Annotated in this window: 25 protein-coding genes; 13 read left to right on the forward strand and 12 right to left on the reverse strand. The window is 67.8% G+C overall.

All coding sequences use genetic code 11. The features are described from left to right. Position 1 precedes the first annotated feature (1 nt). Together AB0280_RS11915 and AB0280_RS11920 are read left to right on the forward strand one after the other, a co-directional pair. Positions 2-688, forward strand: a complete 687-nt coding sequence (locus AB0280_RS11915; protein WP_366367333.1) for a 3-oxoacid CoA-transferase subunit B — start codon at positions 2-4, stop codon at positions 686-688. Between the two features lie 35 nt (positions 689-723). Continuing rightward, the gene (locus AB0280_RS11920; protein ID WP_366367335.1) at positions 724-1,536 is read left to right on the forward strand and encodes an IclR family transcriptional regulator domain-containing protein; all 813 of its coding nucleotides are present in this window, start codon (positions 724-726) and stop codon (positions 1,534-1,536) included. An 87-nt stretch (positions 1,537-1,623) separates the two neighbouring features. On the opposite strand, the gene AB0280_RS11925 is transcribed toward AB0280_RS11920, so the two are convergent. Beyond that, entirely contained in the window at positions 1,624-2,961 is a 1,338-nt protein-coding gene (locus AB0280_RS11925; protein WP_159629585.1) for an MFS transporter, read from the reverse strand. Between the two features lie 135 nt (positions 2,962-3,096). Between AB0280_RS11925 and AB0280_RS11930 the strand changes: the two genes are divergently transcribed. Together AB0280_RS11930 and AB0280_RS11935 are read left to right on the forward strand one after the other, a co-directional pair. Then, entirely contained in the window at positions 3,097-3,936 is an 840-nt protein-coding gene (locus AB0280_RS11930) for a shikimate dehydrogenase family protein (protein WP_366367336.1), read from the forward strand. Between the two features lie 95 nt (positions 3,937-4,031). Continuing rightward, positions 4,032-4,811, forward strand: coding sequence for an IclR family transcriptional regulator domain-containing protein (locus AB0280_RS11935; RefSeq protein ID WP_159629588.1), 780 nt, complete (start codon positions 4,032-4,034; stop codon positions 4,809-4,811). Here the strand turns inward: AB0280_RS11935 and ligK are convergent. Continuing rightward, complete coding sequence (gene ligK / locus AB0280_RS11940) at positions 4,808-5,491, reverse strand: 4-carboxy-4-hydroxy-2-oxoadipate aldolase/oxaloacetate decarboxylase (RefSeq protein WP_159634988.1); 684 nt, start codon at positions 5,489-5,491, stop codon at positions 4,808-4,810. The genes AB0280_RS11935 and ligK overlap by 4 nt on opposite strands. 22 nt (positions 5,492-5,513) lie before the next feature. After that, entirely contained in the window at positions 5,514-6,539 is a 1,026-nt protein-coding gene (locus AB0280_RS11945; RefSeq protein WP_224023793.1) for an amidohydrolase family protein, read from the reverse strand. Positions 6,540-6,741: 202 nt separating this feature from the next. On the opposite strand from AB0280_RS11945, the gene AB0280_RS11950 reads away from it, so the two are divergent. From AB0280_RS11950 to AB0280_RS11970, 5 genes are all read left to right on the forward strand, one after another. Further along, complete coding sequence (locus tag AB0280_RS11950; protein ID WP_224027240.1) at positions 6,742-7,389, forward strand: GntR family transcriptional regulator; 648 nt, start codon at positions 6,742-6,744, stop codon at positions 7,387-7,389. Between the two features lie 173 nt (positions 7,390-7,562). Beyond that, on the forward strand, positions 7,563-8,741 hold the full coding sequence (locus AB0280_RS11955; protein ID WP_366367338.1) for a Re/Si-specific NAD(P)(+) transhydrogenase subunit alpha: 1,179 nt from the start codon (positions 7,563-7,565) through the stop codon (positions 8,739-8,741). Beyond that, complete coding sequence (locus AB0280_RS11960) at positions 8,741-9,061, forward strand: NAD(P) transhydrogenase subunit alpha (RefSeq protein WP_159629594.1); 321 nt, start codon at positions 8,741-8,743, stop codon at positions 9,059-9,061. Before AB0280_RS11955 ends, AB0280_RS11960 begins: the two co-directional genes overlap by 1 nt. Continuing rightward, positions 9,058-10,431: an NAD(P)(+) transhydrogenase (Re/Si-specific) subunit beta gene (locus tag AB0280_RS11965; protein ID WP_224023789.1), complete on the forward strand. Its 1,374-nt coding sequence runs from the start codon at positions 9,058-9,060 to the stop codon at positions 10,429-10,431. Before AB0280_RS11960 ends, AB0280_RS11965 begins: the two co-directional genes overlap by 4 nt. A gap of 83 nt (positions 10,432-10,514) precedes the next feature. After that, positions 10,515-11,435 carry a diacylglycerol/lipid kinase family protein gene (locus AB0280_RS11970; protein WP_159629597.1) on the forward strand — a complete coding sequence of 307 codons (921 nt, stop codon included), beginning with the start codon at positions 10,515-10,517 and terminating at the stop codon, positions 11,433-11,435. A gap of 37 nt (positions 11,436-11,472) precedes the next feature. Here AB0280_RS11970 and AB0280_RS11975 read toward each other — a convergent pair whose 3' ends face one another. The 6 genes from AB0280_RS11975 to AB0280_RS12000 all read right to left on the reverse strand — a co-directional run bounded on the left by AB0280_RS11975 (position 11,473) and on the right by AB0280_RS12000 (position 17,666). After that, positions 11,473-12,198, reverse strand: a complete 726-nt coding sequence (locus tag AB0280_RS11975) for a maleate cis-trans isomerase family protein (RefSeq protein ID WP_224023788.1) — start codon at positions 12,196-12,198, stop codon at positions 11,473-11,475. 8 nt (positions 12,199-12,206) lie between these two features. Continuing rightward, positions 12,207-13,637 carry an amidohydrolase family protein gene (locus AB0280_RS11980; RefSeq protein ID WP_366367340.1) on the reverse strand — a complete coding sequence of 477 codons (1,431 nt, stop codon included), beginning with the start codon at positions 13,635-13,637 and terminating at the stop codon, positions 12,207-12,209. A 31-nt stretch (positions 13,638-13,668) separates the two neighbouring features. Further along, the gene (locus tag AB0280_RS11985; protein ID WP_275181966.1) at positions 13,669-14,457 is read right to left on the reverse strand and encodes an aspartate/glutamate racemase family protein; all 789 of its coding nucleotides are present in this window, start codon (positions 14,455-14,457) and stop codon (positions 13,669-13,671) included. Next, on the reverse strand, positions 14,454-15,137 hold the full coding sequence (locus AB0280_RS11990; RefSeq protein ID WP_224023781.1) for a GntR family transcriptional regulator: 684 nt from the start codon (positions 15,135-15,137) through the stop codon (positions 14,454-14,456). Before AB0280_RS11990 ends, AB0280_RS11985 begins: the two co-directional genes overlap by 4 nt. A gap of 79 nt (positions 15,138-15,216) precedes the next feature. Then, a complete protein-coding gene (locus tag AB0280_RS11995) occupies positions 15,217-16,575 on the reverse strand; it encodes an MFS transporter (protein WP_275181967.1) in 1,359 nt (452 codons plus the stop codon). A gap of 254 nt (positions 16,576-16,829) precedes the next feature. Then, a complete protein-coding gene (locus AB0280_RS12000) occupies positions 16,830-17,666 on the reverse strand; it encodes an amino acid-binding protein (RefSeq protein ID WP_366367342.1) in 837 nt (278 codons plus the stop codon). Between the two features lie 158 nt (positions 17,667-17,824). Here AB0280_RS12000 and AB0280_RS12005 point away from each other — a divergent pair, with 158 nt between their 5' ends. The 3 genes from AB0280_RS12005 (at position 17,825) to AB0280_RS12015 (ending at position 21,079) form a co-directional block, all read left to right on the forward strand. Continuing rightward, positions 17,825-18,901: an FUSC family protein gene (locus tag AB0280_RS12005; protein ID WP_159634991.1), complete on the forward strand. Its 1,077-nt coding sequence runs from the start codon at positions 17,825-17,827 to the stop codon at positions 18,899-18,901. Positions 18,902-19,011: 110 nt separating this feature from the next. Further along, complete coding sequence (locus AB0280_RS12010) at positions 19,012-19,755, forward strand: IclR family transcriptional regulator (protein ID WP_307490899.1); 744 nt, start codon at positions 19,012-19,014, stop codon at positions 19,753-19,755. 136 nt (positions 19,756-19,891) lie between these two features. Continuing rightward, positions 19,892-21,079 carry a 4-hydroxybenzoate 3-monooxygenase gene (locus AB0280_RS12015; RefSeq protein ID WP_307490901.1) on the forward strand — a complete coding sequence of 396 codons (1,188 nt, stop codon included), beginning with the start codon at positions 19,892-19,894 and terminating at the stop codon, positions 21,077-21,079. Positions 21,080-21,119: 40 nt separating this feature from the next. Here the strand turns inward: AB0280_RS12015 and AB0280_RS12020 are convergent, their stop codons facing one another. Beyond that, on the reverse strand, positions 21,120-21,659 hold the full coding sequence (locus AB0280_RS12020) for a TetR/AcrR family transcriptional regulator (RefSeq protein ID WP_307490903.1): 540 nt from the start codon (positions 21,657-21,659) through the stop codon (positions 21,120-21,122). Between the two features lie 57 nt (positions 21,660-21,716). Between AB0280_RS12020 and AB0280_RS12025 the strand changes: the two genes are divergently transcribed. Continuing rightward, a complete protein-coding gene (locus AB0280_RS12025) occupies positions 21,717-22,772 on the forward strand; it encodes an FAD-dependent monooxygenase (RefSeq protein WP_307490905.1) in 1,056 nt (351 codons plus the stop codon). Here the strand turns inward: AB0280_RS12025 and AB0280_RS12030 are convergent, their stop codons facing one another. Together AB0280_RS12030 and AB0280_RS12035 are read right to left on the reverse strand one after the other, a co-directional pair. Further along, on the reverse strand, positions 22,773-24,596 hold the full coding sequence (locus AB0280_RS12030) for an ABC transporter permease (protein ID WP_307490907.1): 1,824 nt from the start codon (positions 24,594-24,596) through the stop codon (positions 22,773-22,775). Then, the gene (locus AB0280_RS12035; protein ID WP_307490909.1) at positions 24,593-25,657 is read right to left on the reverse strand and encodes an ABC transporter ATP-binding protein; all 1,065 of its coding nucleotides are present in this window, start codon (positions 25,655-25,657) and stop codon (positions 24,593-24,595) included. The genes AB0280_RS12030 and AB0280_RS12035 overlap by 4 nt, the downstream gene beginning before the upstream one ends. Positions 25,658-25,670: the final 13 nt, after the last annotated feature.

Consider the following 25,670-nt stretch of genomic DNA (forward strand, 5'->3'; position numbering starts at 1 on the left):
CATGAGCGTGCAGTCCAACGAAAAGTCCCTCCAGACCTCGGCGACGCCCCTGGGCCGGGATGACCTGGCCCGGCTGGTGGCAAAGGACATCGCCCCCGGGTCCTTCGTGAACCTCGGCATCGGCCAGCCCACCCTGGTGTCCAACTACCTCACCGAGGACCAGAACATCACCCTCCACACGGAGAACGGCATGCTCGGCATGGGCCCGGAAGCCAAGGGCGACCAGATCGACGAGGACCTCATCAACGCCGGCAAGATCCCCGTCACCGAACTCCCGGGCGCGTCCTACTTCCACCACGCCGACTCGTTCGCGATCATGCGCGGCGGGCACCTGGACATCTGCGTCCTGGGCGCCTTCCAGGTCTCCGCCACCGGCGACCTCGCCAACTGGCACACCGGCGCACCAGGGGCGATTCCCGCCGTCGGGGGTGCCATGGACCTGGCCACCGGCGCCAAGGACGTCTTCGTGATGATGACGCTCCTGACCCGTGAAGGTGCGTCCAAGATCGTGGACGCCTGCACCTACCCCATCACCGGCGTCGGCTGCGTCACCCGCGTCTACACGGACAAGGCCGTCTTCCTCATCGGCCCGGACGGCGTCACCGTCCGTGAAACCTTCGGCTGCACCCTCAAGGAACTCCAGGACCTGGTACCCGTCCCGCTCAAGGCCACGCCCGCCGCCGGATGAGCCTGCGCCCGTCACCGCACCTAGGATTGGTAACCATGATTGACGCCGCAGGCACAGATACCCAGGCCGCCCCGCAGGCCAGCGACCAGTACGTCCAGTCGTTGGCCCGGGGCCTGGCCGTGATCCGCGCCTTCGACGCCGAGCGCCCGGTCATGACGCTCACCGAGGTGGCCTCGCGTACCAACCTGACCCGGGCCACGGCCCGCCGTTTCCTGCACACCCTGGTGGAGCTCGGCTACGTACGCACCGACGGCAAGACGTTCGCGCTCACGGCCAAGGTCCTCCAGCTGGGCTACGCCTACCTTTCGGGGCTGTCGCTGCCGCAGCTGGCGCAGCCGCACCTGGAGGAGCTGTCCCTCAAACTGGGCGAATCCACGTCCGCGGCCGTGCTGGACGGCACGGATATCGCCTACATCGCGCGGGTGACCAGCCGCCGGATCATGACCGTCGGCATAACGGTGGGTACCCGGTTCCCGGCGTATGCGACGTCGATGGGCCGGGTGCTGCTTGCCTACCTGCCGCCGGCCGACCTTAAGGCGTACCTGGCGGCGGCCGAAATCAAGCCGCTCACGCCCCGCGCCCTGAGCACCGTTCCGGCGCTGCTGAAGGTGCTGGACACCGTCCGGGCGCAGGGCTGGTGCCTCCTGGACCAGGAGCTGGAGCTGGGCCTCATGTCCGTGGCCGCCCCGGTCTATGACGGGGCCAAGGTGGTGGCGGCGGTGAACGTGTCGCTGCAGGCCCAGTCCGTGGAGGCCAAGCCGGACCCGCAGGCGTACCTGGCTTCGGTGGCGCAGGAGATCGTGGCCACGGCCAAGCTCATCTCCGCGGACCTCACTGCCCGCGGCTGACTTTATCCGGAGCTTAACTGAAGAGGACGACGGCGGGTGCTTCCCGCCGTCGTCCTCTTCAGTTTTCCGGTGTGGCCGCGAAGGCCGTTACTTTACGTGGTTGCCCAGCTCGCGGAGCGGGGTCTTTGCAGTTTCGCGCGCCCACCAGGCGCCCGCCACCGCGAGGATCGAGGAACCTGCCACGATCCAGGCTGCCGGTCCCCAGTTCGCCTTGTCCGCACCCACCAGGGCGGTGCCGAGCAGCGGGGTGAAGCCGGCGCACAGGATGCCGACCTGGAGTCCGATTGCCATGCCGGAGTACCGGACCTTGACGTTGAAGAGCTCGGAGAACCAGGCCGGGTAGATGGCGTTGGACATGGAGTAGGTGCCGGCGGTGATCAGCGTACTGGTCAGGAAGATCATGGGGATGTTTCCGGTGGAGATCACCCAGAAGTAGACAAAGATCATGGCGCCGGAACCGAGCACACCGCTGATGAAGATGGGGCGCCGGCCAAAGCTGTCGGACCAGCGTGCCATCAGGGGCTGGCTGGCGATCGCCAGCACGTTGCCCAGGATGCTGACCCAGAGCATGGTGGAGGCGGGGACGCCCACCGACACCGCATAGGCCAGGCCGAAGGACTGCATGAACGTGTTGGTGACGGTCTCGAAGGACATCAGCGCCACCTGGAAGAACTGGGCCGGGTGCGTCTGGAACATCTTGGCGAAGGGGAGCTTCACCAGTTCCCCGTGGTCATGCTTTTCCTCAAAGACCTCCGGCTCCTCCAGCGAGCGGCGGACCAGGTAGGCGACGATCAGGACCACCAGGGAGAGCCAGAACGGGATCCGCCAGCCCCAGGCGAGGCGGTCCGCCTCGCTCATGGCGGCCACGGGCAGGAAGGCCAGGGACGCGAGGACGATGCCGGCGGAGATGCCGCTCATGGCGAAGCTGGCGAAGAAGCCGCGGCGGCCTTCGGGTGCTTCCTCCGTGGACAGCGCGGAAGCACCTGCGGTTTCCGCTCCGGCCGACAGGCCCTGCATCAGGCGCAGCACCACCAGCAGTGCCGGGGCCCAGTAGCCGGCTGCGTTGAAATCGGGCAGGGCGCCGATCAGGAAAGTGGCACTGCCCATGAGCACCAGGGTGAGCACCAGGGTGTTCTTGCGGCCGATCTTGTCACCGAGATGACCGAACACCACAGCTCCGAAGGGCCGTGCGACGTAGGCGACGCCGAACGTCGCAAAGGAGGCGATAAGGGCCACCGTGGGATCGCCGGCCGGGAAGAAGATCTTCGAGAACACAAGCGACGCGGCGGTGGCATAGATGAAGAAGTCGTAGTACTCCAGGGCGCCGCCAAGGAAGGCAGCCAGCGCGGCTTTCCGGGCGCGCTTGAGCTGGCGTTGTGCTTCAGGCGTTGACTGCGCCTGGGCTCCTGCTGCGATGTGGGTCATGGTGGGGTTCCCTTCCACGCTGAAGGTGGGGATCTGTCATTATTTGTACGCAATGCGAACAGGTGTGCGGAATGCGCCTAGAAAGAGGATACTAGGCCGTGACGCCAATCACAACGGCAAAAGGAAAGGTGCATCATGGCCGAACGACGCGGGCACGCATCCCGGCTGGTCCTGATCGGTTCCGCCGCATCACAGGCCATGTCCCCCGGCCTGTGGAATCCGGTCCTGCAGGAACTCGGCAGCGGGTGGACCTATGAGGCCTGGGACGTGGCGCCGGACGCCGATCTTGGCGCCGTCCGGCGCAGGCTCCTGGAACCGGACATCGTGGCGGCCAACGTGACCATGCCGCACAAGCACTGGGCGGCGGAAACCGCTGATGAAGCCACCAGGCCCGTCCAACTCAGTGGTGCCTGCAACCTGCTGGTACGGCAGGACCGCCGGCTGGCGGGGCACAACACGGATGTTACCGCCGTGGGCGTCCTGCTGGAGGGCCGGTACCAGCGCCACGCGCTGTTGCTGGGTGCCGGGGGAGCAGCCCGGGCGGCCTTGATCGCGCTGAAGGACAAGGTGGGAAGAGTGTCCATTGCGGACCGCGATCCCCACGCGTCGGAGGAGCTGCTGGACCTCGCCAACGGCTTCGGCATCGAGGCCCGGGCCGTCACCTGGCAGGAGGCGCAGGATCTGGCGCCCGGGGCGTCCCTGATTGTCAATGCGACTCCTGTCGGGAAAAAGGCCACCGACGGTCCGGTCTGGGGCGGCGCCCGGCTGGCCCCCGATGCTGTGCTCTACGACTACGTCTACGCCGGCCATGCCACTGCCAGCGTGGAGCGGGCCATGGAGCTGGGGGTCCGGTGCATCGATGGGTGGGACCACCTCCGTGAGCAAGCCGTGGCCATGGTGCCCCTCCTCGGCCTGGACGGGCGGGCCTGCCAGCTGCTGGAGCAGACCCTGGGAGAGCTCCGGGAAAAGCACTGAAAGGCGGACGCGCCGAACGATAAGATCAAACAGGCACCGCAGGCCGGCAGGCCGGCGCAGGCACGCCAACCGTTCAGAGAGGAACAGCAACGTCAATGGAGGAGCAGGCAGCCTACTTCGTGAAGTCGGTTGAGAAGGCATTCGACGTCCTGCTCGCTTTCACTCCGGACCAGCCCCGGCTGACCGTGTCGCAGGTGGCTGCCCGGACGGACATGACCCGTGCCTCCGCCCGCCGCTTCCTGCTGACCCTGGCGGACCTCGGGTACATCCGCGCCGAGGGGCCGGCCTTCGAACTCACGGCCCGGTCCCTGGACGTCGGCCGTTCCTACCTCGCGGGCCTGACCTTGCCCAGGGTGGCCGAGCCCCATCTCAGGGACCTGGCGGCGGAGCTCAATGAAACAACAGCCCTGTGCATCCTCGACGGCGGCGACGTGGTCTACGTGGCCTGCGTGCCGTCTCCGGGGCTGCTCAGCGTTTCCATCACCGTCGGGACCCGCTTCCCGGCGTGGGCAACCTCCATGGGCCGCGTCCTGCTTGCCGGGCTGCCTGGCCCACAGCTGGAGGAGTACCTCCGGTCGGTCCAGCTGCGCCGCTTTACCGACCGCTCAATCGGCAGTGTGGAGGACCTCAGGGCAGAGGTGGAAGCGGCGCGGACCAGGGGCTGGTCCATGGTCTCCCAGGAACTCGAAGAGGGCCTGCGCGGTGTGGCCGTCCCGGTCCGCCGCGGAAACGAGGTTGTTGCCGCGGCCAATGTGTCCCTGCAGACACACCGGGCAGCGGCCCGGGATATCGAGGCAACGGTCCTCCCGCAGCTGACGGAGGCCGCGCGGCGCATTGCACTCGATTACGGCGGTCCTGCCGTCCGCGCCGTTTAATCCACGTACCGCAGCCCCGCCGCTTCAAGCGGTCCGCGCATGTTGTAGATGTCCAGGCCGAGCTCTCCTGCTGCGAAGCGCCCGCGCTTGGCTTCTTCGTTCTCTTCGCGTTTCCTGGCGGCTGCCGCTACTTCGGCGGCGCGGGCGGCGGGCACCACCACCACGCCGTCGACGTCGGCAATCACCACGTCCCCGGGGGTGACCAGTGCGTTGGCGCAGACCACCGGGACGTTCACGGAACCGAGCGTTGCCTTGACAGTGCCTTTGGAATTGATGGCGCGGCTGAAAACGGGGAAGTCCATGGCCTGGAGTGCTGCGACATCGCGGCAGCCGCCGTCGATGACCAGGCCGGCTGCGCCCTGTGCCCGGAGCGACGTTGCCAGCAATTCGCCGAAGAAGCCGTCCTCGCATTCCGTGGTGCACCCTGCCACCACCACGTCTCCGGGCCGGAGCTGTTCGGCTGCAACGTGCAGCATCCAGTTGTCGCCGGGCTGGAGCAGGACGGTGACAGCGGTGCCGCACAGGGTGGCGCCGGGGTAGACGGGGCGGATGTAGGGCCGCATGAGCCCCAGGCGGCCCATGGCCTCATGCACAGTGCTGACGCCGAACGCGGAGAGGGCCTTGACGGCGTCTTCCCCGGCGCGGGTGATATTGGTGTGGACCACGCCGAGTTCCTGCATCATTGTTCCCTCCGAAGGCATGTCACCGGCCCTGCTGCGTGAGCAGGGCGTCAAGGCGTGGATAAACGTTGCGTGCGTTGTGTTCCTGGATGGCGCCCAGTTCGGCCTCGTCAAGGCCGGCGTCGTCGATGTAGCGTGCCGTGTCGTCGAAGTGGTGGCCGGTCCACGGGTCGATGTCCCGGACCGCGCCGATCATCTCGGAGGCGAAGAGGATGTTCTGCGTCGGGATGACTTCCAGCAGCAGGTCGATTCCGGGCTGGTGGTAGACGCAGGTGTCGAAAAAGACGTTCTGCAGGAGGTGTTCTTCCAGTGCGGGCTTTCCCAGTGCCATGGCAAGGCCGCGGAAACGTCCCCAGTGGTACGGCACTGCGCCGCCGCCGTGGGGGATGACGAGTTTCAGGGTGGGGAAGTCCGCGAACAGGTCGCCCTGGATGAGCTGCATGAACGCTGTGGTGTCCGCGTTGAGGTAGTGCGCGCCGGTGGTGTGGAAGGCTGGATTGACGCTGGTGCTGACGTGGACCATGGCGGGGATGCCGTACTCCACCATCTTCTCGTAGACCGGGTACCAGTACCGGTCCGTCAGGGGCGGGGCAGTCCAGTGGCCGCCGGACGGGTCCGGGTTCAGGTTAAGGGCCACGGCCCCGTAATCCTCCACGCAGCGGGTCAGTTCAGGGAGGCAGGTCGCCGGGTCCACGCCGGGGGACTGCGGAAGCATCGCGGCCGGGACGAACCGCTCCGGATAGAGCATGCTGACCCGGTAGCAGAGTTCGTTGCAGATGGCAGCCCACTCGGCGGAAGTTTCAAACGACCCGATGTGGTGGGCCATGAAGGATGCCCGGGGCGAGAAGACGGTGAGGTCGATGCCGCGCTCGTCCATGAGCCGGAGCTGGTTCGCCTCGATGCTCGCCCGCAGGTCGTCGTCGGAGATCTTCACATCGGCACGGGATGGGGGCGGCGAGGCATCCTGCAGCGCTGCCACCTGGCGCTCGCGCCACTCCCCAAGGGCGGCTGGGGCCGTGGTGTAGTGGCCGTGGATGTCAATAATCATCGCGCATGCTCCTGGCAGGGGCGCCTGCAGAACGACGCCGTGCTAACTCGATAACCGCACAAGCAAATGTTGTCAGCAATATAGCTAACAATCAATGGTCAGCACGGGGTCCGGGCGGCCGGGTCTGGAGTACGCTGAATCCGGAAAATTGTCAGCAAAATTGGCAACCGGCTGAACAGGGAGATGGTGGGCTGTGGAGACCATGGACGGAACGGGCCGGACCCTCACCGCCGCCGAACTCGCGGAGCTGCTGCGCACCGCCATCGTCAGCGGCGAACTGGTCCCCAACCAGCGCCTGGTGGAAGGCGACCTCGCCGCCGAGTATGGAGCCAGCCGGGGAAATATCAGGGTGGCGCTCTCGGAGCTGAGCGTTGAAGGCCTCGTGGAACGCGTCCAGAACCGGGGCGCCAGGGTGCGCGCCGTCTCGGTGGACGAGGCCGTTGAGATCACTGAGGTGCGCGCAGCCCTGGAAGCCCTTTGTGCCCGCAAGGCAGCCGAACGGGCCACGGACAGCGACATCGCCGAACTGCAGGAGCTGGCAGCCCGGATGAAGGGCGCCGTGGACCGCGGAGACCGCGAGTCCTACTCGGAAGGCAACCAGGCGATGCACGAAAAGATCATTGCCATGAGCGGGCAAAAGACCGCCGCGGCAACCATCCAGCGGCTGCGCGGACAGGCGGTCCGCTTCCAGTTCCGGCTGGCGCGCCAGCCGGGGCGCCCGGCCGTCTCGCTCCCGCAGCACCTTGCCGTCATCGATGCCGTCTGCGCCCATGACGCGGACGCCGCCGCCGAGGCCATGCGCGTCCATCTCGAAAGCGTGGCGGACGCCATCCGCGCCAGCAACAAATAACCCGCCCGCCGCGCCAAGGGACGCCCAGCCCCGGGAGGACGCGCGCTGACAGGCGAATCGTTACCCACAAGCTCCCCGCCGACTACTCCCGCCGAGGGCCGCCGCGCTCTAGACTCAACCCAACTGCGTGCAGCAGAGCCGCTGCACAGCTCGTCAGGAAGAGGAGTCGGCGGGTGAAACTGGGGATTCCGCGGGAACGCAGGGAGGGCGAGCGGCGTGTCGCCGCCACTCCGGATACTGTCAGGGAGCTGGCGGGGATGGGACTGGACGTCCTGGTGGAAACCGGGGCAGGGGACGGCGCAGGACATGCCGATCCCGCCTACCAGCAGGCCGGCGCCACCATCGTCCCTGTACTGGACACCTCAGCCTTGGATGTCCTGGCCCACGTCCGGCCCCTTGACCCGCACACTGCCGCGTCCCTGCCAAGGGGAGCCGTGACGGTGGGCCTCGCGTCGCCATCGTCCGAACTGCCCGCGGTGCAGGCGCTCGCTGACACCGGAGTGACTTCCTTCGCCCTGGAACTGGTGCCCCGCATCTCCCGCGCCCAGTCCATGGACGCCCTGACCTCCCAGGCCCTGGTAGCCGGTTACCGGTGCGTCCTGGAGGCAGCCATCAGGCTTCCCCGGTTCTTCCCGCTGTACATGACCGCGGCGGGAACCATCCCGCCGGCCCGCGTCCTAGTGCTCGGCGCCGGCGTGGCAGGGCTGCAGGCCATCGGCACCGCCAAGCGGCTCGGGGCACGGGTCTTCGCCAACGACATCCGCCCCGCCTCCGCCGACGAGGTCGCCTCGATGGGCGGCACCTTTATCCGGCTGGACCTCGAAACCGCTGAAGCGGCCGGCGGCTACGCCAGGCAGCTGAGTTCCGACGCCGGCACGCGGCAGCGTCAGCTGTTGGCACCCCACGTGGCGCAGTCGGACGTCCTGATTACGACGGCGGCCGTCCCCGGGCGCCCGGCGCCCCTCCTGGTGACCCGCGGGATGGTGCAGGGCATGCGCCCGGGGTCGGTCGTCGTCGACCTCGCCGCCGAGTCCGGCGGCAACGTGGAGGGCTCCGTGCCCGGCCGGGACATCCCCATCTCCACCGCCGACGGAACGGGCCACATCACCCTGGTGGGGCTGAAAGACCCCGCCTCCGCCATGGCATCGGACGCCTCACGCCTCTACGCCAAGAACGTGGCCAACCTGCTGGCCCTCCTGGTCCGCGACGGGACCCTCGCGCTGGATTTCAGTGACGAAGTGGTGGCCGGCGCATGCCTCACCCACGCCGGGGAAGTGCGGCACCAGCCCACCGCGGACCTGCTGGCGGCACGGACGGCCACGGCTGCGGCCGGGCAGGAAGGAGCGCGCTGATGGACGGGATCGCGCTGCTGACCATCACCGTGCTGGCGGTGTTCGTTGGCTTCGAGGTGGTCTCCAAAGTCTCCAGCACCCTGCACACGCCCCTGATGTCCGGCGCCAACGCCATCCACGGGATCATCCTGGTGGGGGCCATCATTGTCGCCGGCCAGGCAGCGGACCCCTGGGTGCTCGCGGTGGCGCTGCTCGCCGTCGTCCTTGCCACGGCCAACCTGGTGGGCGGGTTCGTGGTGACGGACCGGATGCTGCACATGTTCCACGGCAAAAAGGACGCCGTGAAGGCGGGCGCCCAGCCCAAGGCAGGCAGCAAATGAGCCTCCTCGACCCCGTCTGGACTTCCCTGCTTTACCTCGCCGCTGCGGTCTGCTTCATCCTGGCCCTGCGCGGACTCAGTTCCCCGCGGACGGCCCGCCGCGGAAACCTGGTGGGGGCACTCGGTGCGCTGATCGCCGTCGTCACTGTCTTCCTGTCCGCCCGGCTGGAGAACATCCCCTGGATCCTGGCCGCCATCGCCGTGGGTTCCGCGGTGGCGGCGCCCGTGGCCCGGCGGGTGAAGATGACGCAGATGCCACAGCTGGTGGCGCTCTTCAACGGGGTGGGCGGCGGCGCGGCAGCCCTGGTGGCGCTCCTGGAGTTGGGGCATGCGGACAACCCCTGGATGCGGGTGGCGATCGTCTTCACGCTCCTGGTGGGGGCTGTGTCCTTCGCCGGATCAGGCGTCACGTTCGCCAAGCTGCAGGAACTGATGACCACCCGGCCTGTCGTCTTTCCGGGCCTTCCCGTGGTGATGGCTGTGGTCCTCCTGGCCGCTATCGCCGCCGGCGTCGCCGTGGTCCTCACCGCTTCGCTGCCGCTCGCGGCGCTGTTGCTGGCCCTGGGCCTGGCCGCCGGCGTGCTGCTGGTGCTGCCCGTGGGCGGCGCCGATGTGCCCATCGTCATCTCGCTGCTGAACGCCTTCACCGGCCTGGCCGTCGCGGCATCGGGCCTGGTGCTGGGCAACGTCCTGCTGGTGGTGGCCGGCACCCTGGTGGGAGCCTCCGGCACCATCCTCACCCGTGCCATGGCGGCTGCCATGGGCCGGAGCGTGGCGGGCATCCTGTTCGGGGCTTTCCGGGGAGGTTCGACGGCGGGGTCCACGGCTGTGAGCGGGCGTCCGGTCCGCTCGTCTTCACCGGAGGACGTGGCAGTCCTGCTGGGGTACGCCCAGCGGGTGATTATCGTCCCCGGCTACGGGCTGGCGGTGGCACAGGGCCAGCACACGGCCGCGGAACTGGCGCTGGCCTTGGAAGCCCGGGGCATCGAGGTGGACTTCGCCATCCATCCCGTGGCCGGCCGGATGCCCGGCCACATGAACGTCCTCCTGGCGGAAGCCAACGTGCCCTACGAGTCGCTCAAGGAGATGGGCGAGATCAACCCGGAGTTCAAGACCACCGATGTGGCCCTGGTGGTAGGCGCCAACGACGTCGTGAATCCGGCCGCCAAGACGTCCTCCGGGTCGCCGATTTACGGCATGCCCATCCTGGAAGTGGCCCAGGCGCGGCAGGTGGTGTTCCTGAAGCGCTCCATGCGCCCGGGCTTCGCCGGCATCGAAAACGACCTGCTGTACGAGCCCCAGACCTCCCTGCTGTTTGGTGACGCCAAGGACTCCCTTGCCCAGGTGCTGGGTGCGGTCAAGGCGTTGTAGGCCGCCGCGCTGCGCCGGACCGCCCCCGCGGCGGGATACCCTTCTTTCAGAAGCCTGCTTTCCATTCGCCATTAGAGGACGCCATGACTGAGACCAGCTCCACTTCGCCCAAACGTGCCGCCATCATCGTCAATCCCGCCAAGCCGGTGGACATCGACGTGCGCGGCCTGGTGGCCAAGCACTGCGTGGAAAACGGCTGGGGCGAAGCCATCTGGCTGGAAACCACCAAGGAGGACCCCGGGGTGGGCCAGGCCAAGGAAGCGCTGGCGCAGGGCGCGGACATCGTCATCGCGGCCGGCGGCGACGGTACTGTCCGTTGCGTCGCCGAGGTGCTGTCCGGCGGCGATACCCCCATGGGCCTGCTGCCCCTGGGAACCGGCAACCTGTTGGCCCGCAACCTGGGCATGGACGTCACCGACTACGACGGCGCCATGGCCGGCGCCCTGATCGGTACCGAACGGAAGATCGACGTGGTCCGCGCCCGCCGCAGCGACCCGGATAAGGACCAGCTGTTCCTGGTCATGGCCGGCATGGGTTACGACGCCACCATCATGGCGGACACCAATGAGGACCTGAAGGACAAGGTGGGCTGGCTCGCCTACGTGGACGCCGGGATCAGGAACCTGCCCGGCAAACCCGTCAAGGCCACCGTGGTGATCGACGGCAAGCAAGTGGTGCACCGGGGCGTCCGCAGCGTGATGGTGGGCAACTGCGGCAAGGTCCAGGGCGGCCTGGAGATCTTCCCGGACGCCAAGGTGGACGACGGCCTGCTGGACATTGCCGTCCTGGCGCCGCACCACGGCAAGCTGGGCTGGCTGTCCGTGCTGGCCGGCATCATCGGCAAGGGCAAGAACAGGGACACCGCCGTGGAGTACTTCCAGGGCAAGACCGTTGAGATCACGCTGGAGCACAAGGACGACTACCAGCTGGACGGAGACCACGAGGGCGAGGGCAAGCACGTGCTCATGACCATGGAGCCCGGGGCCCTCACCCTGCGCATGTAGGGGCCTGCTGCTTCAGGGAGGTTTTGGGGCAGGTCCGCTAGCCCAGCAGCCGTCCCCAGCGTGGGTCCAGCAACGGCGCGCCTGCCAGTTTCAGGGCGTGCCAGAGGGTGACGGCCACGGAGTCCAGCACGGGAATGCCGGTGGCTTCCTCGATCTCTGCGGTGATGTTGGCTCCGTAAAGGTTGGTGCACAGGTACACCAGTGCGTCCGGTGCCGCGGCAGCCAGTTCCAGGGAGCCCGGGCGCATCTCATCGTCGGTCACCCGGGCAAAGGACTCGTTGTCGCTCAGGCCCAGCGCCCGGTGATCCACGGTCTTGATGCCTTCACGCTCGTAGGACGCGATGACCTGGTGGTTCACGTCCCCGGTATAGGGCGTGAAGAGGCCGATCCGCTCGGTGCCGAAGGCCCGGAAGGCCTCAAGGTAGGCCAGCGTGGAGGTGGTGGCCGGGATCCCGGTGGCGGCAGTGATCCCGCCGGCCAGTTCCTGGTCGTGGGCTGACCCCAGCCATGAACCCGAGGTGCCGTTCCAGGCAATCACGTCCACATCCGCCGTCGCCAGCAGCCTGGCTGCCTCCTCCATGACGGCGGGGTCGAACTGCCGGTTGGAGGAATCGTCCAGGGCGATGCGGGTGACCGGGATCCTGGTGAAGTGCACCGTGACATCGGTGCGGCTGCCCAGGATGCGGTAGGTCTGGGGTTCCAGGCAGGTGTTGGAGGACGGCACGATCATGCCGATCCTGCGGGGGCGTGTGGTTGCGGGCATGGGGGCTCCTAGAGGACGGCGGCAGGCAGGTGGGAGGCGTCGGCGGCGGCGGACTGGTGCTGCCGGAAGCCGTTGCGGTTGACGAAGCGGCCCACGGCGCCGGGGTCGTGGAAGCCGTCGGCGTCCAGGACCACGCGCCCGTTGGAGACCACGACGGCGGGCCAGCCCGTGAGTGCCTTCCCGTCGAAGGGTGAAAAGTCGGTTCCCATGTGCAGGGCGGCGCCGTTGACCGTGCGTTCCTCGGCAGGATCGAAGATGACCAGGTCGGCGTCGAACCCCTCGGCGATGCGGCCTTTGCCGGGGACGGCGTTGATCCGGGCCGGCTCCGCAGCGAATGCACTGACGAACTGCTCAACGGTGGCGCCGGCGGAGGTCATGGCGGTGAACGTGACGGGCATCCGGGTTTCCACGCCGGGCAGCCCGTGGGGCATGGCGCGTACATCATCGGTGCGCTCGCGCTTCTGGGAGAGGTCGTAGCAGGAGTGGTCGGAGGACATGGTGTGGATGGCGCCCGAGACCAGCCGCTCCTTGAGGGCGGCCACGGTTTCCGCGCTGCGCATGGGCGGGCAGCAGGCGAACCACTCGGGGAAGGTGGAGGCGTAGACGGTGTCGTCCAGCGTGACGTAGTGCGGGCAGGTCTCGGAGTAGGCCTCGAGCCCGCGTTCCCGTGCCTGGGATACCAGGTCGACGGCTCCGGGCGTGGACTGGTGGACGAAATAGACCGGCGCGCCGGTGTATTCGGCCATGGCCAGGGTTTCCTTGACGGAGATCTCCTCGGCCAGTTCGGGCCGGGTCCGGTGCAGGTGTTCGATGCCGATCCGGCCGTCCTGGGCGTGCTGTTCGGTGCAGTCGGCGATGATGGGATCGTGCTCGGCGTGGATGTAGGCCAGGCCGTCCAGCCGCACCATTTCGCGCATCACCTTCAGGATGGTGCCGCCGTCGGCCATGGTGGTGCCGCGGTTGGTGGTGTACATCTTCACCGAACGGACGCCCTCGGCGGCCAACTGCTCCAGCTGCCACGGCACGGTTTCGTCCCAGCTGACCACGGCGCCGTGGAGGGCCACGTCGCAGCGTGACTGGGTGGCCAGTTCCTTCTTGTGCAGGACGGCGGCGAGCGGGGTTTCCTGGGCGTCGCGGGGGATGCCGAAGTCGATGATGGTGGTGGTGCCGCCCCACAGTGCTGCGGTGGATGTGGTCCGGTAGTCGTCGACGGTGCGGAAGCGGCCGGTCACCTGCGCCACGTGGCAGTGTCCGTCCACGCCGCCGGGGATCACGAGCTTGCCCGTGGCGTCGATGGTGCGGTCTGCCGCCGGGGCGGGTTGGGCGGCGCCCACAAGGGCCGCGATCCGGCCTCCGGAAACCACGATGTGGGCTTCCTGGCGGCCGTCGCTGTTGACCACGGTGGCGTTGGCTATGACAAGTTCTGGCTGGTGGGACATCGGTGTCCTCCTAGGGTTTGGGTCGTGTGGTTCAGGCCGTGGGCTGGGGTGTGCCGGCGCGTTCCTGGCGGGCGGCGAGGGCCGCGTCCAGGTTGCCGGACAGGCCCTTGCGGTCCTTCGCCGGGGGCGGGGCGAAGGCTCCGGCGCGGTGGGTTCCGGACTGCAGTGCGGCCACGGCCTCCGCCATGCGGATCCCGGCGGAAATGCCGTCAACCACCGGGACGGGGATCTGGCCGTTGAGTTCGCGGGCAAGCCCGGCCAGAGGGGCGCCGGCGAGGATCACGACGTCGGCACCGTCCTCGGCCACGGCCTGCCGGCCCAGCGCCAGCAGGGTTTCCCGGAAGTCCTGCTGCACGGAAGCGATGCTGGTGAGGGAGTCGTTGATGGAGCGGATGGAAGCCAGCCGGCCGGACAGGCCGAACCGCTCCACGCACTCGCGGTACCAGGGCTTGATCCGGTCCGAGATGGCGATGATGGAAAAACGGTGGCCCTGCAGGGCGGCTGCGCACAGTGCAGCCTCGGTGATGCCGATGACGGGGATGTCCGCCAGTTCCTTGAGGGCCGGCATGCCCGGATCCCCGAAGGCTGCCACCACCACCGCATCCACCGGGTCTGCTCCGGGGCGGGTGTGTTCGGCGATGATTTCGGCCACCGCGCCGGCGGCGATGAGGGATTCGAAGCGGGTCTCAATGTATTCGACGCCGTGGCCGGCCGTCCGGACCAGCAGTTCAGTGCCGGGGGAAGCGGATCGGAGCGCCTCGGATTCGATCAGCGCCGTGACATCTGCGCTGATGTTGGGGTTGATGACCAGGAGTTTCATTTTCTCTTCCGGTGGAATTCTGGTTCGGTCTTTTGGAAGTCCTCAGGGAACTGGTCCCGGTACTTTCCAATGTGGGAGGCGGACTGGGCGGCTGCCTTGTCCGGATCGCCGCTGGCGATGGCGGCATAGAGTTCGCGGTGTTCGCGGATGAGCTCGGGCAGGTCGCTGACGTGCCGGAACAGCCAGTGCATGCGGCCCTGGAGGGGCTCCAGCGCGGACTTGAGGAAGTTGTTGTCTGCGATGGCGGTGATGGCGTCATGGAATTCACTGTTGGCGCGGTGCGCCTCCATCACCGCCCCCTTGGCCAGGAACGCCTCCGCGTTGTCCAGCAGCCGCTTGAGGTAGGAAAGGTCGTCCCTGGTGGCCCGCTTGGCGGCGAGCCTGCAGGCCAGCACCTCCAGGGACTGGCGGACGTCGAAGAGGTCCTCCACATCCTTGGGGCTGAGGCTGCTGACTTCGGCGCCGCGGGCGCCGCGGTCACTGATGAGGCCTTCCTGGCGGAGCATGCGGAGCGCTTCGCGGACCGGCAGCCGGGATACGGAGAATTCGGCTGCGAGGTCGCGCTCCACGAGCCGCGTGCCGGGAGCGTAGTGTCCTTCGAAAATCCGGGTGCGGAGGGTGTCCCGGACAGTCTCGCGGAGGGGGCGGTCCTTGTCCTGGGTCTCTTCTGCGGTCAGCATGATGCTCCATTCGGATTTTGTGCGGCACTGCTCCCGGCTGCGGGGGCATGTGTTTGCAGGTTTCCCTGCGAGGGTCAGCTTAGACAGGAAGCCGCTTGTTGTAGTTCAGGGTGAGCACTGATGCGCCCATGATCACGGCGGAACCCACAAAGTACAGCAGCGCCCAGGTGTAGGAGCCGGTGGCTCCCACGATCAGGCCGACGACGATGGGGGTGACGAAGCCGGAGATGTTGCCGCTGAGGTTCATGGCCCCGCCCAGGACGCCGGCGTTGGTGCGGCCGCCCAGGATGGAGGGGATGCTCCAGAACAGGCCCACCCAGCGCAGGAAGAACAGGACCACGGAGAGCAGGACCACGGCGGTGGTGGCGTCCGGGACAACGGTCACGCCCACCAGCCCCGCCACGACGATGGCGCTGGAGATGCCCAGGAGGGTCCGCATCACCAGGTTTGCGGAGGCGCCCGAGGCGCGCCACTTGTCGGCGATGGTGCCGCCGATGATTTCGCCGACGAACCCGGCGCCGAAGATCACCAGGGTGGACCAGCCGATGGTCTTCAGGTCGAAGCCCTTGGCCTGGGCCAGGTACAGCGGTCCCCAGGTCAGCAGGCCGTAAAAGACGCCGTTGAATCCCAGCCAGCCCAGGCACATGGCCCAGAAGGAGCGGAACTTCAGGTAGGGGAGCAGGCCGCGCTTGCCCTTGCTGCCGTCCATGGCTGCTTCGGCGTCCTCGGCAGCATGCGAGGCTTCGATGTAGGAGGCCTCGGCGTCGTTGACGCCGCGGTGCTGGCGGGGGTTGTCCCGGACGTACCACCAGACGGCCACGCCCATGAGGACGGTGGCGGCGCCGGCGATGACGAAGGACCAGCGCCAGCTGCCGGTGGAGGCGATGAGGCCGGCGATAATGATGCCGCCCAGCCCTGCTCCCAGGGGTGCGCCGGCGTCAAGGATGGTGGCACCGCGGCCCCGTTCGGACTTGTGCATCCAGATTGCGTTGAGCTTTCCGCCGGCAGGCATCACGCCGGCTTCGGTCACGCCGATTCCAAGCCGGGCGATGAACATGCTCAGGAAGCCGCCGGCCATGCCGGACGCCGCTGTGGCAGCACCCCAGCCGATGCAGGAAGCGGTCATGACCTTGCGGGGACCGAACTTGTCGATCAGCCAGCCCACGGGAACCTGCATCAGGGCGTAGGTCCAGAAGAAAGCGGACAGCAGCAGGCCCACCAACTCCGGAGCGAGGTTGAATTCCTTCTGGATGATGGGCAGCGCGACAGAGATGGAGCCGCGGTCGATGTAGTTGACGGAAACCAGAACGAGCAGGAGCAGGAACAACTTCCAGCGGACGGAGGTGCGCCGTTGCGTTCCGCCCTTTCCGGATTGTTCGGCGGTTTGGGGTGCGGCCTCGTCGGACGTGGCCGTTGTTTCGGTGTTTGGGATGGACACAGCTTCTCCTTCACGGGGAAGTTTACGGATGGGGAGGGTTCGAAAAGATGTGTGATGCGTCGCGGGCAGGATGGGGCCGGCCTGCGGAGGGGGAGCGGCCGCTGGACGATCCGGAGCGTGGAGCGGATACTCTTTTTGGGATCCCAATTTGGGATCCCAAAATCAAAGGTAGAAGTGACTCCCGCCACTGTCAAGGGGTTTCACGGTCCGATGAGCCCGGATGGCCTGCCAACGGATTGTGACTGCCCGTGGACCTAGGCGCGGGAGTCCTCGCGCCGGTGGGACAGGATCTCGGCAAGCTCCGCCAGACGGTGCGCCCGGGCCGACTCGGCCGGGGTGAACGGCTCGCCCGGCCGGGCAAAGGTGATGGGGCCATGCCAGGCCGTGGGGATCTTAAGCCGGGTGCCGTCGTCGGCCGCTTTGGTGCCGGCGTCCGACGGCGGCACAATCGTTGCGTGCAGCAGCTCGGCCACCGCCAGGGGCAGTTCCTCCGGTGCAGCCGCGATCCTCGAGGCAAGGCTCAGCGCCCTGGTCTGCCCGTCCGCCATGGCCAGCGCGGTGGTGGGCCAAACGTGCGAACGGCTCCCGCCGCCGTCGGCAAGCGCGGCCAGCAACTCACGCTCGCCCACGGTCCCTTGAGCCGAGAGCACGAACTCGTCCAGGACCCCTCCCGGCACCGGGTGGACGTGGATGCCGAGGATATTGGTATCCAGCCGGGACAGCGCCCGCGTGACCCGCTGCAGCGATCCCGGCTGGTCCTGGAGCATCGTCCGCGCCCGCCACAGCGCCGGGGCGGCGGCCAGCCGGCGGCGGTGCCGCAGCGCCGGGGCATGCAGCCAGCCGCGCAGGATCCGGGCGGCGGACGGCTCGGCCACCCAGATCACCAGGACCGTGGCGGTGAGGGTCAGCACCAGCACCTTCGCCACGTAAGGGAGGTGCGTCTCCACCACCAGCGCGTGCACCAGGAGCTCGATGGGCAGCATCGCTGCCACGTTCGCCAGGGTCAGCCGCGCCTTGGGCGGTTCCGGCATCCGGCCGCAGACTTCACAGCTCAGGTCAGCGGCGGGCGAGTTGTGCGGAGGGCGCTTCATGACTCAAGCATCATGGGGCGTTGTTTCCGCCGCATTGCCTCCCGATTCCGTTCATGGGAACGTGCCGGGCGGTCCCGGGGGTCTGGGCCGTAGGATTTACCAGGAACGTCAGCGCGGCCGCCACCCCGGAATCCACCCCCAAGGAAGGCGCTGCCCCCGTGAAGATGCTTGCTGAGATGTTCAGCATCGCCCCCGGCAACAAGGACCACCACCCGGCACTGAGGTGCGCCGTCGGCGTCTTCGTGCCCCTGATCACCCTGGTGCTGCTGGGCAGGCTGGACCTGGCAATCTTCGCGTCGTTCGGTGCCTTCACCGGAATCTATGGCCGCGGAGAGCCGCACGCCGTCCGTTTTGTGCTGCAGCTGCGCGCCGGGCTGCTGATGCTGCTGGTGATCCTCCTCGCCGCGCTCGCCGCCCGGATGGGTCCAGCCTGGGGCCTGGATGCCGCCGCGCACACCTGGCTGCTGGTCCTGGCCACCACCCTGGTGGCCGGCGGGTGTTCGGTGGCGATCTCCTGGCTGCGGCTGCGCCCGGCGGGCTCCCTCTTCCACATCTTCGCCTTCGCCGCCATCGCCTCCATTCCCAACCAGCCGCCGCTGTGGCAGGGCATGCTGGTCGCGGTCCTCACCACGGTGTTCGCCCTGCTCATCGGCTTCTCCTCCCGGATCCTTCCCAGTCACCGCACCCCTTGGGCCAGGCCTCCCCGCATCCGGCGGACCCCGGCGGAGAAGCGGACGGCGTGGCTTGAGGGTTTCGGCTACCTGGTGGCGGCAGGCCTGGCCGGCTCGTTGGCCACGTGGGCCGGCGGCCGGCTCGGCTTCGGCCACAACTACTGGGCCATGGTGGCCGCCGTGGTTCCGCTGGTGGGGCACACCACCAGGCACCGGGTGCGCCGCGGCATCCAAAGGATCATCGGCACGGTGCTGGGCCTGCTGGTCCTGGCAGCCGTCTTATTGGTGGGCCTGCAGCCCTGGCAGACGGTGCTGGTGATGGCGCTCTGCCAGTTCGGCGCGGAGATGTTCATCATCCGCCAGTACCTGGTGGCCCAGGTGTTCGTCACACCCCTCGCGCTGGTGTCCACGCTCCTGGTGGTCCCCGCCTCGGCGTCCATCCTGCTGCGGGACCGCATCATCGAGACCGTCATTGGCGCCGCCGTCGGCATCGCGGTGGTGCTCGCCCCCGGCGCGTGGCGGCGCCTGCGGCGCAGGCCGGAGCAGGGCCCGACGGCGGCCTGACAACCGTCCGGGAAAGCGCCCGTGGGTGCGCCCCGCCTTCGGTTCGTCCCGCCTTTGGTCCGCCGGGCGCGGTACGCTGGACTTCCCATTCAACGGAAGGGCGTGCGGCCGTGGCGAACTCAAGCTCGGGCGATTCGGTGGTGGACCGGATTGTGCGGCTGATCTCCGCCTTCCCCCAGGACGTCGCCGATCTCCGGTTGTCGGAGCTTGCGGAGCGGGCCGGCCTCCCCCTGACCACCACGCACCGGCTGGTGGGCCAGCTCGCCGGGCATGGCCTGCTGGAGACTGCCTCCGGTGGAACGGTCCGTCCCGGCCTCCGGCTCTGGGAACTGGTGAACCGTGCCTCCCCGGCACTGGCGCTGCGCCAGGCCGCCATGCCCTTCATGGAGGACATCCAGCAGGTCCTGAACCAGAACGTGAACCTGGCGGTACTGGACGGCTGGGAGGCGCTCTTCGTGGAGCGGCTCTCCCGGCGCGGCTCGGTGGCCAACCGCGCCCAGGTGGCAGGCCGGATGCCCATCCACATTTCGTCCGCCGGGCTGGCGCTCATGGCCCACCAGGACAGGGCGCTGCAGAACGAGTACCTCGGCCAGTTCCACGATCCATACGGAAAGCTGACTGCCGATGACGTGCGGACCCTCCTCGCGGACACGTCCCTCCAGGGTTTCGCCCAGCTGAAGGGCGTGGTTGACCCGGATACCTGGGGCATCGCCGTGCCCGTCCTGAACCGCCGCCGGCGCGCGGTGGCGTCTCTCGGCGTCGTGGTTCCACTGCGGGAAATGCGGCTGCAGGCGCTGGTTCCCGCGCTGCAGACGGCGGCCCGCGGCATTGCCCGCGGCCTGGCCGAGGCCTGATCCGGCCCCCTCACGCTACCCCCGGAATCCGTTGAACGGAATGCCTGTAACGCCGGTCACCCGGCCTGGCGCACACTGAACCCAGGCACCCATTCCGGCCCCACCCCCGGGCCCCGCAACGAAGCGAGACAAAGCCATGGCACGAAAAATCATCACCACCCAGGTAGCCATCATGGGAGGCGGTCCGGCAGGGCTGATGCTCTCCCATCTGCTGGCCAAGGCAGGCATCGAGTCCACGGTGATCGAGATCCGCAGCCACGAGGAAATCGCCCACACCGTGCGCGCCGGCATCCTGGAGCACGGAACCGTCAACCTGCTGGTGGACAGCGGAGTCTCGGACCGGGTGCTGCGCGACGGCGACCGGCACGACGGCATCGAGCTGCGCTTCAACAATGAGAGCCACCGCATCGACTTCAAGGACCTCGTGGGCGAGTCCGTGTGGCTGTACCCGCAGACGGACGTCTTCCTGGACCTCGCCGCACGGAGGAAGGACGACGGCGGCGACGTGCGGTACAGCGTCACCGACACCACAGTCCACGACCTGGAGGGCAGGCCGAAGGTCTGGTTCACCGATGCCGACGGCGTCGAGTTCGAAATCCAGGCCGACTTCCTGGTGGGCGCTGACGGCTCGCGCAGCCACTGCCGGTTCCAGATCCCCGAGGCCCACCGCAAGTGGTACTTCCACGAATACCCCTTTGCCTGGTTCGGCATCCTTGCCGAGGCGCCGCGCAGCTCCGATGAACTCATCTACGCCAACTCGGCCAACGGCTTCGCCCTGATCAGCCAGCGCACGGAAACCGTGCAGCGGATGTACTTCCAGTGCGACCCCAAGGAGAACGTGGCGGAATGGGATGACGACCGGATCTGGGCCGAATTCCGCAGCCGCGTCAACGGCAACGGCTTCGAGCTCAAGGAGGGTCCGGTTTTGGAAAAGATGGTCCTGCCGTTCCGCAGCTTCGTCCACACCCCCATGCGCCACGGCAACCTGTTCCTGGCCGGCGACGCCGCACACACCGTGCCGCCTACCGGCGCCAAGGGCTTGAACCTGGCCATCAATGACGTCAAGTTCCTTTTCGAGGGACTGGACAGCCACTACAACTCCGGCTCGGACCGGCTCCTGGACACGTACAGCGACCGCGCCCTGGACCGGGTGTGGAAGGCCCAGCAGTTCTCCTACTGGATGACCACCATGCTGCACACCCCGGCCGATGCGGACGACTTCTCCCGCGCCCGCCAGCTCGGCGAACTGAACTCCGTGGTCTCCTCCCGCCATGGCAGGGCCTACCTGGCTGAGGCCTACACGGGCTGGCCCGCCTCCTCCTAGGGCATCCGGAGAAGGACGACGCCGGCTGGCCGGGTGAGGCTCAAATGCCCACCAGCCGCCGGACGGCGGCGGCGATGGCGGCAGCGTCGGGCTGCTCGTCCCGCCTGACGGTGAGCAGGTGCAGCAGCACCCCGTCGCCGTAGTCGGCCACATCCCGCGCCCGCGCCCGCGCGTCCGGCACTCCCAGCCCGGCAAGCGCCTGTTCCAGGCCGCCCACCAGCTGGAAGTGGCCGGCCGTCACGGAGTCCGGTTTATCCAGGGAGAGTGCCAGCCGGGCGCGGGTCAGGCCGGCGTGCCGGCCTGCCAGCATCACCATCATGGAGGCGAGCTGGCCTGCCAGTTCATCCACGTCCTCGGGCGGACCGGCAGGCCCCTGGTCCCGGAGGAGGGTGGCGTCCAGTTCCAGCAGACGGTCCAGGACGGCGTCAACCAGGGCAGCGCGGTTCCGGTAGTAGTTGGACGTGGTGCCTTCCGACAGGCCTGCCGCGGTGTCCACGGCCCGGTGGGTGAGCCCCTTCATGCCCTTGTCCGCCACCACGGCCAGGGCGGCATCGAGCAACAGGGTGCGTCGGTCCGGCATGGATTCAGTGTAGTGGGACCCCTTCCGGATCACTACAAAAGTAGTAAAATGGCGCGCATGGAAACGATCACGATCGTTGGCGGCGGCATCGCCGGTCTGGCCCTTGCGGCAGCCCTGGACCCCAGCCGCTTCCACGTGACGGTTTATGAGAAGCGCCCCGGGCTCCCCACGGTTGGCACAGTGCTGGCCATGTGGCCCAACGCGCAGCGGGCGCTGGCCCGGGTGGGAATCCTCGGGCAGGCGCGGGCGGTGAGCCCTGTCCTTGGCAGCGGTTCCATCCGCAACGCGGCAGGTGAACCGTGGATCACCGTTAACGGCGGCGAACTGATCGGGATGTCGCGGGTGGACCTGCTTCGGCTCCTCGACTCGGCTGTCCCCGCAACGGTCCGGCGGGTCAACAGGCAGGTGAAGGACCTGCCGGCCGGTCAAGGACTGATGGTGGGCGCCGATGGGGTCCACAGCGTAGTCCGCCGTCAGGTTTGGGGCGCCGCTGCAGATGCCAGGGTGACATCCTGCCTCGCGCTGCGGGGCACCATTCCGGCGCCCGTCGATCCCGATGCAGTAGGGGAGTACTGGGGACGGGGTGACCTTTTCGGGATCGCAGCCTCCCCCGGAGGAACCAACTGGTACGCCAGCTGGCGTTCGGACATGGGCCCTTCCGGGATCGACGTTGCAGAGGCGCTGGAGCAAGCGCGGCAGCGTTTCGAAGGCCACGCTCCCGCCATCCGCCAGGTGCTGGCCGCCGCCGTTCCCGAACTCTCGCTCGCCCAGCGGATCTGGACCACGCCGCCTCTGCGGTCCTACGTCCGTGGCGCGGCCGTGCTGGTGGGCGATGCAGCACACGCCATGACTCCGAACCTGGGCCGGGGCGCCTGTGAATCGCTGGTGGATGCCGTCGTCCTGGCAGACCTGTTGAACAGCCTCCCACAGGAAAAGGCACTCGCCGCCTACAACCGGCAGCGCCGGCTTCGGACCCGGGCGCTCAGTCGGGCATCGGCGGTCATGATGCTGGTAGCCCTGGCAGACGGTGCCCAGCCGCTGCGCGACCGCGTGCTCAACCTGGCCCGGCGGCGGAACGCACGGGCCGCCGTCGCCAGCGGTCCGGGGAGGTAGTCAGCGGACGGCAGCTGCCGGGCGCGTGGCGTCGTCCTCACCCGGCGCCTGGGCGCCGGGAAGTCCGGCGCCGGAGACCTGCGGGCCGGCCGGAGCTGCGGGAAGCCGCTTCCTGCCCTTCCGCCGCCCGGACCTGCCGTACACGAGGTACATCGTCACCCCGGTGATCACCATCAGCAGCACCGTGTAGACAAAGGTGTTTGCGATGCCCTCCGTGCCCTCGGCACCGTCGGTGTTCGCCTTGATCACCAGGCCCAGGGGCTGTACCAGCGGATGGGCCAGGAAGATCGCCGTGTCGTAGTCGTCCAGCAGGCTGTTGAAGTTCAGGGCCGTGATGGCTGCGGCCGCCGGAAGCACCAGGGGCAGGAGGATCCGGCGGAAGACATACAGCGTCTTGGCGCCCATAATGGCCGCAGCCTCCTCCAGGGAAGAGTTCACGGCGGCAAAGGACGCCTTGAGCATCCGCAGGGTGAACGGGATCTTCACCGTGACGAAGGCGATGAGCAGGATCACCGTTGTTCCCGTGAGGACGGCACCGCCCACCAGAGGATTGGAATGGTCGTAGCTGACAATCAGGCCCAGGGCCAGCAGCGCTGACGGCAGGATCCACGGGATGTGCAGCAGGTACTCAAACGTTGAGGCCACCCAGTTTTTGTACTTCTGCAGCAGGCGGGCCACAAAGAGCAGGCCGCCGACGGCGATGACGGCCGCCAGGGCGCTGTACACCACGCTGACGATGAACGGCCGGAGCCCGGACTGCTGGGTGAGGACGCGGATGTAGTTGTCCAGTGTCAGGTTGGAAAACGAGAGCTGTCCGGTCTGGATGGCGGCGCCGTCGGCAAATGAATAAAGCACGATCAGCACCACGGGAAGCGTGTAGACGGCAAAGAGGAGATAGGCCACGGCGTGCACGGCCACGTTGGCTACGGGGTTGGCAATGTCCTGTTTCTGCAGCTCGGAAGACACCTTTGACACCGAAAAGTAGGTGCCGCCCTTCTCCAGCCGGGACATCACGGCGAGCATCACCATGGTGGCCAGGCCAAGTATCACGGCCAGCAGCGCCGCCAGGTCACGCGAGGTGGGGCTGTTGGTGAACGTCAGGATCATCGGTGTGATGGTCTGGAAGTCGCGGCCACCCAGCACCTGCGGGGCGCTGAGGGCGCCCAGGCCGGTGAGGAAGGACAGGATGGTGACGGCGAACAGCGTGGGCTTGAGCATCGGCAGGACGATGCGCCGCAGGATGGTCCACGTGGAGGCGCCAAGGTTCCGCGCGGCCTCGATGGTCTGGTAGTCAATGCCATTGAGGGCGTTGGCAACGAACAGCATGTGGTTGGTGGTGGTGGCAAAGGTCATGACCGCCAGCACGGCAAAGAACCCGGAAAACCAGCCGGGGTCCATGCCGGGGACAACCCGGACCAGCAGCGACGTGACAATGCCCTTGTCCCCGTAGATGAATTTATACCCCGCCGCCAGCACGATGCCGCCATAGATGAAGGTGGAGGCATAGCCCAGGAAAAGGATCCTCGAACCCCGGATCCTGAAGTAATGCGTCACCAGGACGATGAAGACGCCCACCAGGTTGACGGTGACGGACAGCGCCACGGCCAGCAGGAAGCTGTTGCCCAGTGCCTTCATGGCCCGCTGGGAGGAGAACAGCTTCTCCGCGGCACGGCCCGAAAAGCTGCCGTCGGGGAAGAACGTGGCGATCAGGATGTTCACGTTGGGCCATACCAGGAACGCGGCGATGAACCAGGTAAGGATGACCCCCACCACCACGACGAACGGGGAGCGGACCATGCTGCGCACCGCATTGTTGCCGCTCATGGCAGGGCAACCGCCCGGTCCTGTGCAAGCGCGGCACCGGATCCCGGATGGTACTGGAGGATGTGCCCGGGCTGGACGTAGACCGTTGTGGCCGTGCCGGCCTCAGGGTGCGCGGCGCCGTCTTCCCGGACCAGGAGGCGGATATCCGCGCCATGGCTGCGGACCACATACCGGCTGTGCAGGCCGTGGTAGGTCCGGGACACCACGGTGGCGGGAAGCCCGACGGCGGCCCCTCCGTCCGCCGGCCGGTCCAGGGAGGCCTTTTCCACGCGCAGGTAGGATCTGGCATCCGTGCTGAGGCCGGCGCCGGAGAGCCGGTTGACCTCCGCCACGAAGTCCGGCGTCAGGGCCGAGCTGTCACCAATGAAGTTGCAGACGAACTCCGTAGCGGCATGGTCGTAGATTTCCTGGGGCGTCCCAACCTGTTCCACCACGCCCTTGTTGAAGACCGCCACCCGGTCACTCATGGCAAGGGCCTCGTCCTGGTCGTGGGTAACGTACACGGTGGTGATGCCGAACTCGCTCTGCAGGTCCTTGAGCTGCTGGCGCAACTGGTGGCGGAGCTTGGCATCGAGGTTGGACAGCGGCTCGTCCAGCAGCAGGATCTTGGGCCGCAGCACCAGGGCGCGGGCAACAGCCACGCGCTGCTGCTGGCCGCCGGACAGCTCGGCCACGTTCTTCGCCAGCTGCTCGTCGCTGAGTTCCACGCGCCGTGCAATATCACGCACAAGGCGGTCACTGTCGGCAGGTTTTTCCTTCCGGACCCGGAGTCCGAAGGCGATGTTCTCCCATACGCTCATGCTCGGGAACAGGGCATAGTTCTGGAACACCATGCCCACCTGCCGCTTGTCGCTGGGAAGGCGGGTCACATCCTTCCCGTCCACCCGGACCGTACCCCCGGCCGGCTGGATGAAGCCGGCCAGGGTGCGCAGCGCCGTCGTCTTTCCACAGCCGGAGGGCCCCAGGAGGGTGAAGAACTCACCCGGCCGGACATGAAGGTCCAGATGCGGAATGGCGGTGAAATCGCCAAAGGTAACTTCGATGTTTTCCAAGCGGATCATGGCAACCCTGTCT

This window comes from Pseudarthrobacter sp. 902506025 (assembly GCF_040702325.1).
In the GTDB taxonomy this organism is placed as follows: Bacteria; Actinomycetota; Actinomycetes; order Actinomycetales; family Micrococcaceae; genus Arthrobacter.

Coding starts and splice junctions, on each gene's coding strand:
- AB0280_RS11915 (WP_366367333.1), top strand. CDS start 2: ATGAGCGTGCAGTCCAACGAAAAGTCCCTCCAGACCTCGGCGACGCCC.
- AB0280_RS11920 (WP_366367335.1), top strand. CDS start 724: ATGATTGACGCCGCAGGCACAGATACCCAGGCCGCCCCGCAGGCCAGC.
- AB0280_RS11925 (WP_159629585.1), bottom strand. CDS start 2,961: ATGACCCACATCGCAGCAGGAGCCCAGGCGCAGTCAACGCCTGAAGCA.
- AB0280_RS11930 (WP_366367336.1), top strand. CDS start 3,097: ATGGCCGAACGACGCGGGCACGCATCCCGGCTGGTCCTGATCGGTTCC.
- AB0280_RS11935 (WP_159629588.1), top strand. CDS start 4,032: ATGGAGGAGCAGGCAGCCTACTTCGTGAAGTCGGTTGAGAAGGCATTC.
- ligK (WP_159634988.1), bottom strand. CDS start 5,491: ATGCAGGAACTCGGCGTGGTCCACACCAATATCACCCGCGCCGGGGAA.
- AB0280_RS11945 (WP_224023793.1), bottom strand. CDS start 6,539: ATGATTATTGACATCCACGGCCACTACACCACGGCCCCAGCCGCCCTT.
- AB0280_RS11950 (WP_224027240.1), top strand. CDS start 6,742: ATGGACGGAACGGGCCGGACCCTCACCGCCGCCGAACTCGCGGAGCTG.
- AB0280_RS11960 (WP_159629594.1), top strand. CDS start 8,741: ATGGACGGGATCGCGCTGCTGACCATCACCGTGCTGGCGGTGTTCGTT.
- AB0280_RS11965 (WP_224023789.1), top strand. CDS start 9,058: ATGAGCCTCCTCGACCCCGTCTGGACTTCCCTGCTTTACCTCGCCGCT.
- AB0280_RS11970 (WP_159629597.1), top strand. CDS start 10,515: ATGACTGAGACCAGCTCCACTTCGCCCAAACGTGCCGCCATCATCGTC.
- AB0280_RS11975 (WP_224023788.1), bottom strand. CDS start 12,198: ATGCCCGCAACCACACGCCCCCGCAGGATCGGCATGATCGTGCCGTCC.
- AB0280_RS11980 (WP_366367340.1), bottom strand. CDS start 13,637: ATGTCCCACCAGCCAGAACTTGTCATAGCCAACGCCACCGTGGTCAAC.
- AB0280_RS11985 (WP_275181966.1), bottom strand. CDS start 14,457: ATGAAACTCCTGGTCATCAACCCCAACATCAGCGCAGATGTCACGGCG.
- AB0280_RS11990 (WP_224023781.1), bottom strand. CDS start 15,137: ATGCTGACCGCAGAAGAGACCCAGGACAAGGACCGCCCCCTCCGCGAG.
- AB0280_RS12000 (WP_366367342.1), bottom strand. CDS start 17,666: ATGAAGCGCCCTCCGCACAACTCGCCCGCCGCTGACCTGAGCTGTGAA.
- AB0280_RS12015 (WP_307490901.1), top strand. CDS start 19,892: ATGGCACGAAAAATCATCACCACCCAGGTAGCCATCATGGGAGGCGGT.
- AB0280_RS12020 (WP_307490903.1), bottom strand. CDS start 21,659: ATGCCGGACCGACGCACCCTGTTGCTCGATGCCGCCCTGGCCGTGGTG.
- AB0280_RS12025 (WP_307490905.1), top strand. CDS start 21,717: ATGGAAACGATCACGATCGTTGGCGGCGGCATCGCCGGTCTGGCCCTT.
- AB0280_RS12030 (WP_307490907.1), bottom strand. CDS start 24,596: ATGAGCGGCAACAATGCGGTGCGCAGCATGGTCCGCTCCCCGTTCGTC.
- AB0280_RS12035 (WP_307490909.1), bottom strand. CDS start 25,657: ATGATCCGCTTGGAAAACATCGAAGTTACCTTTGGCGATTTCACCGCC.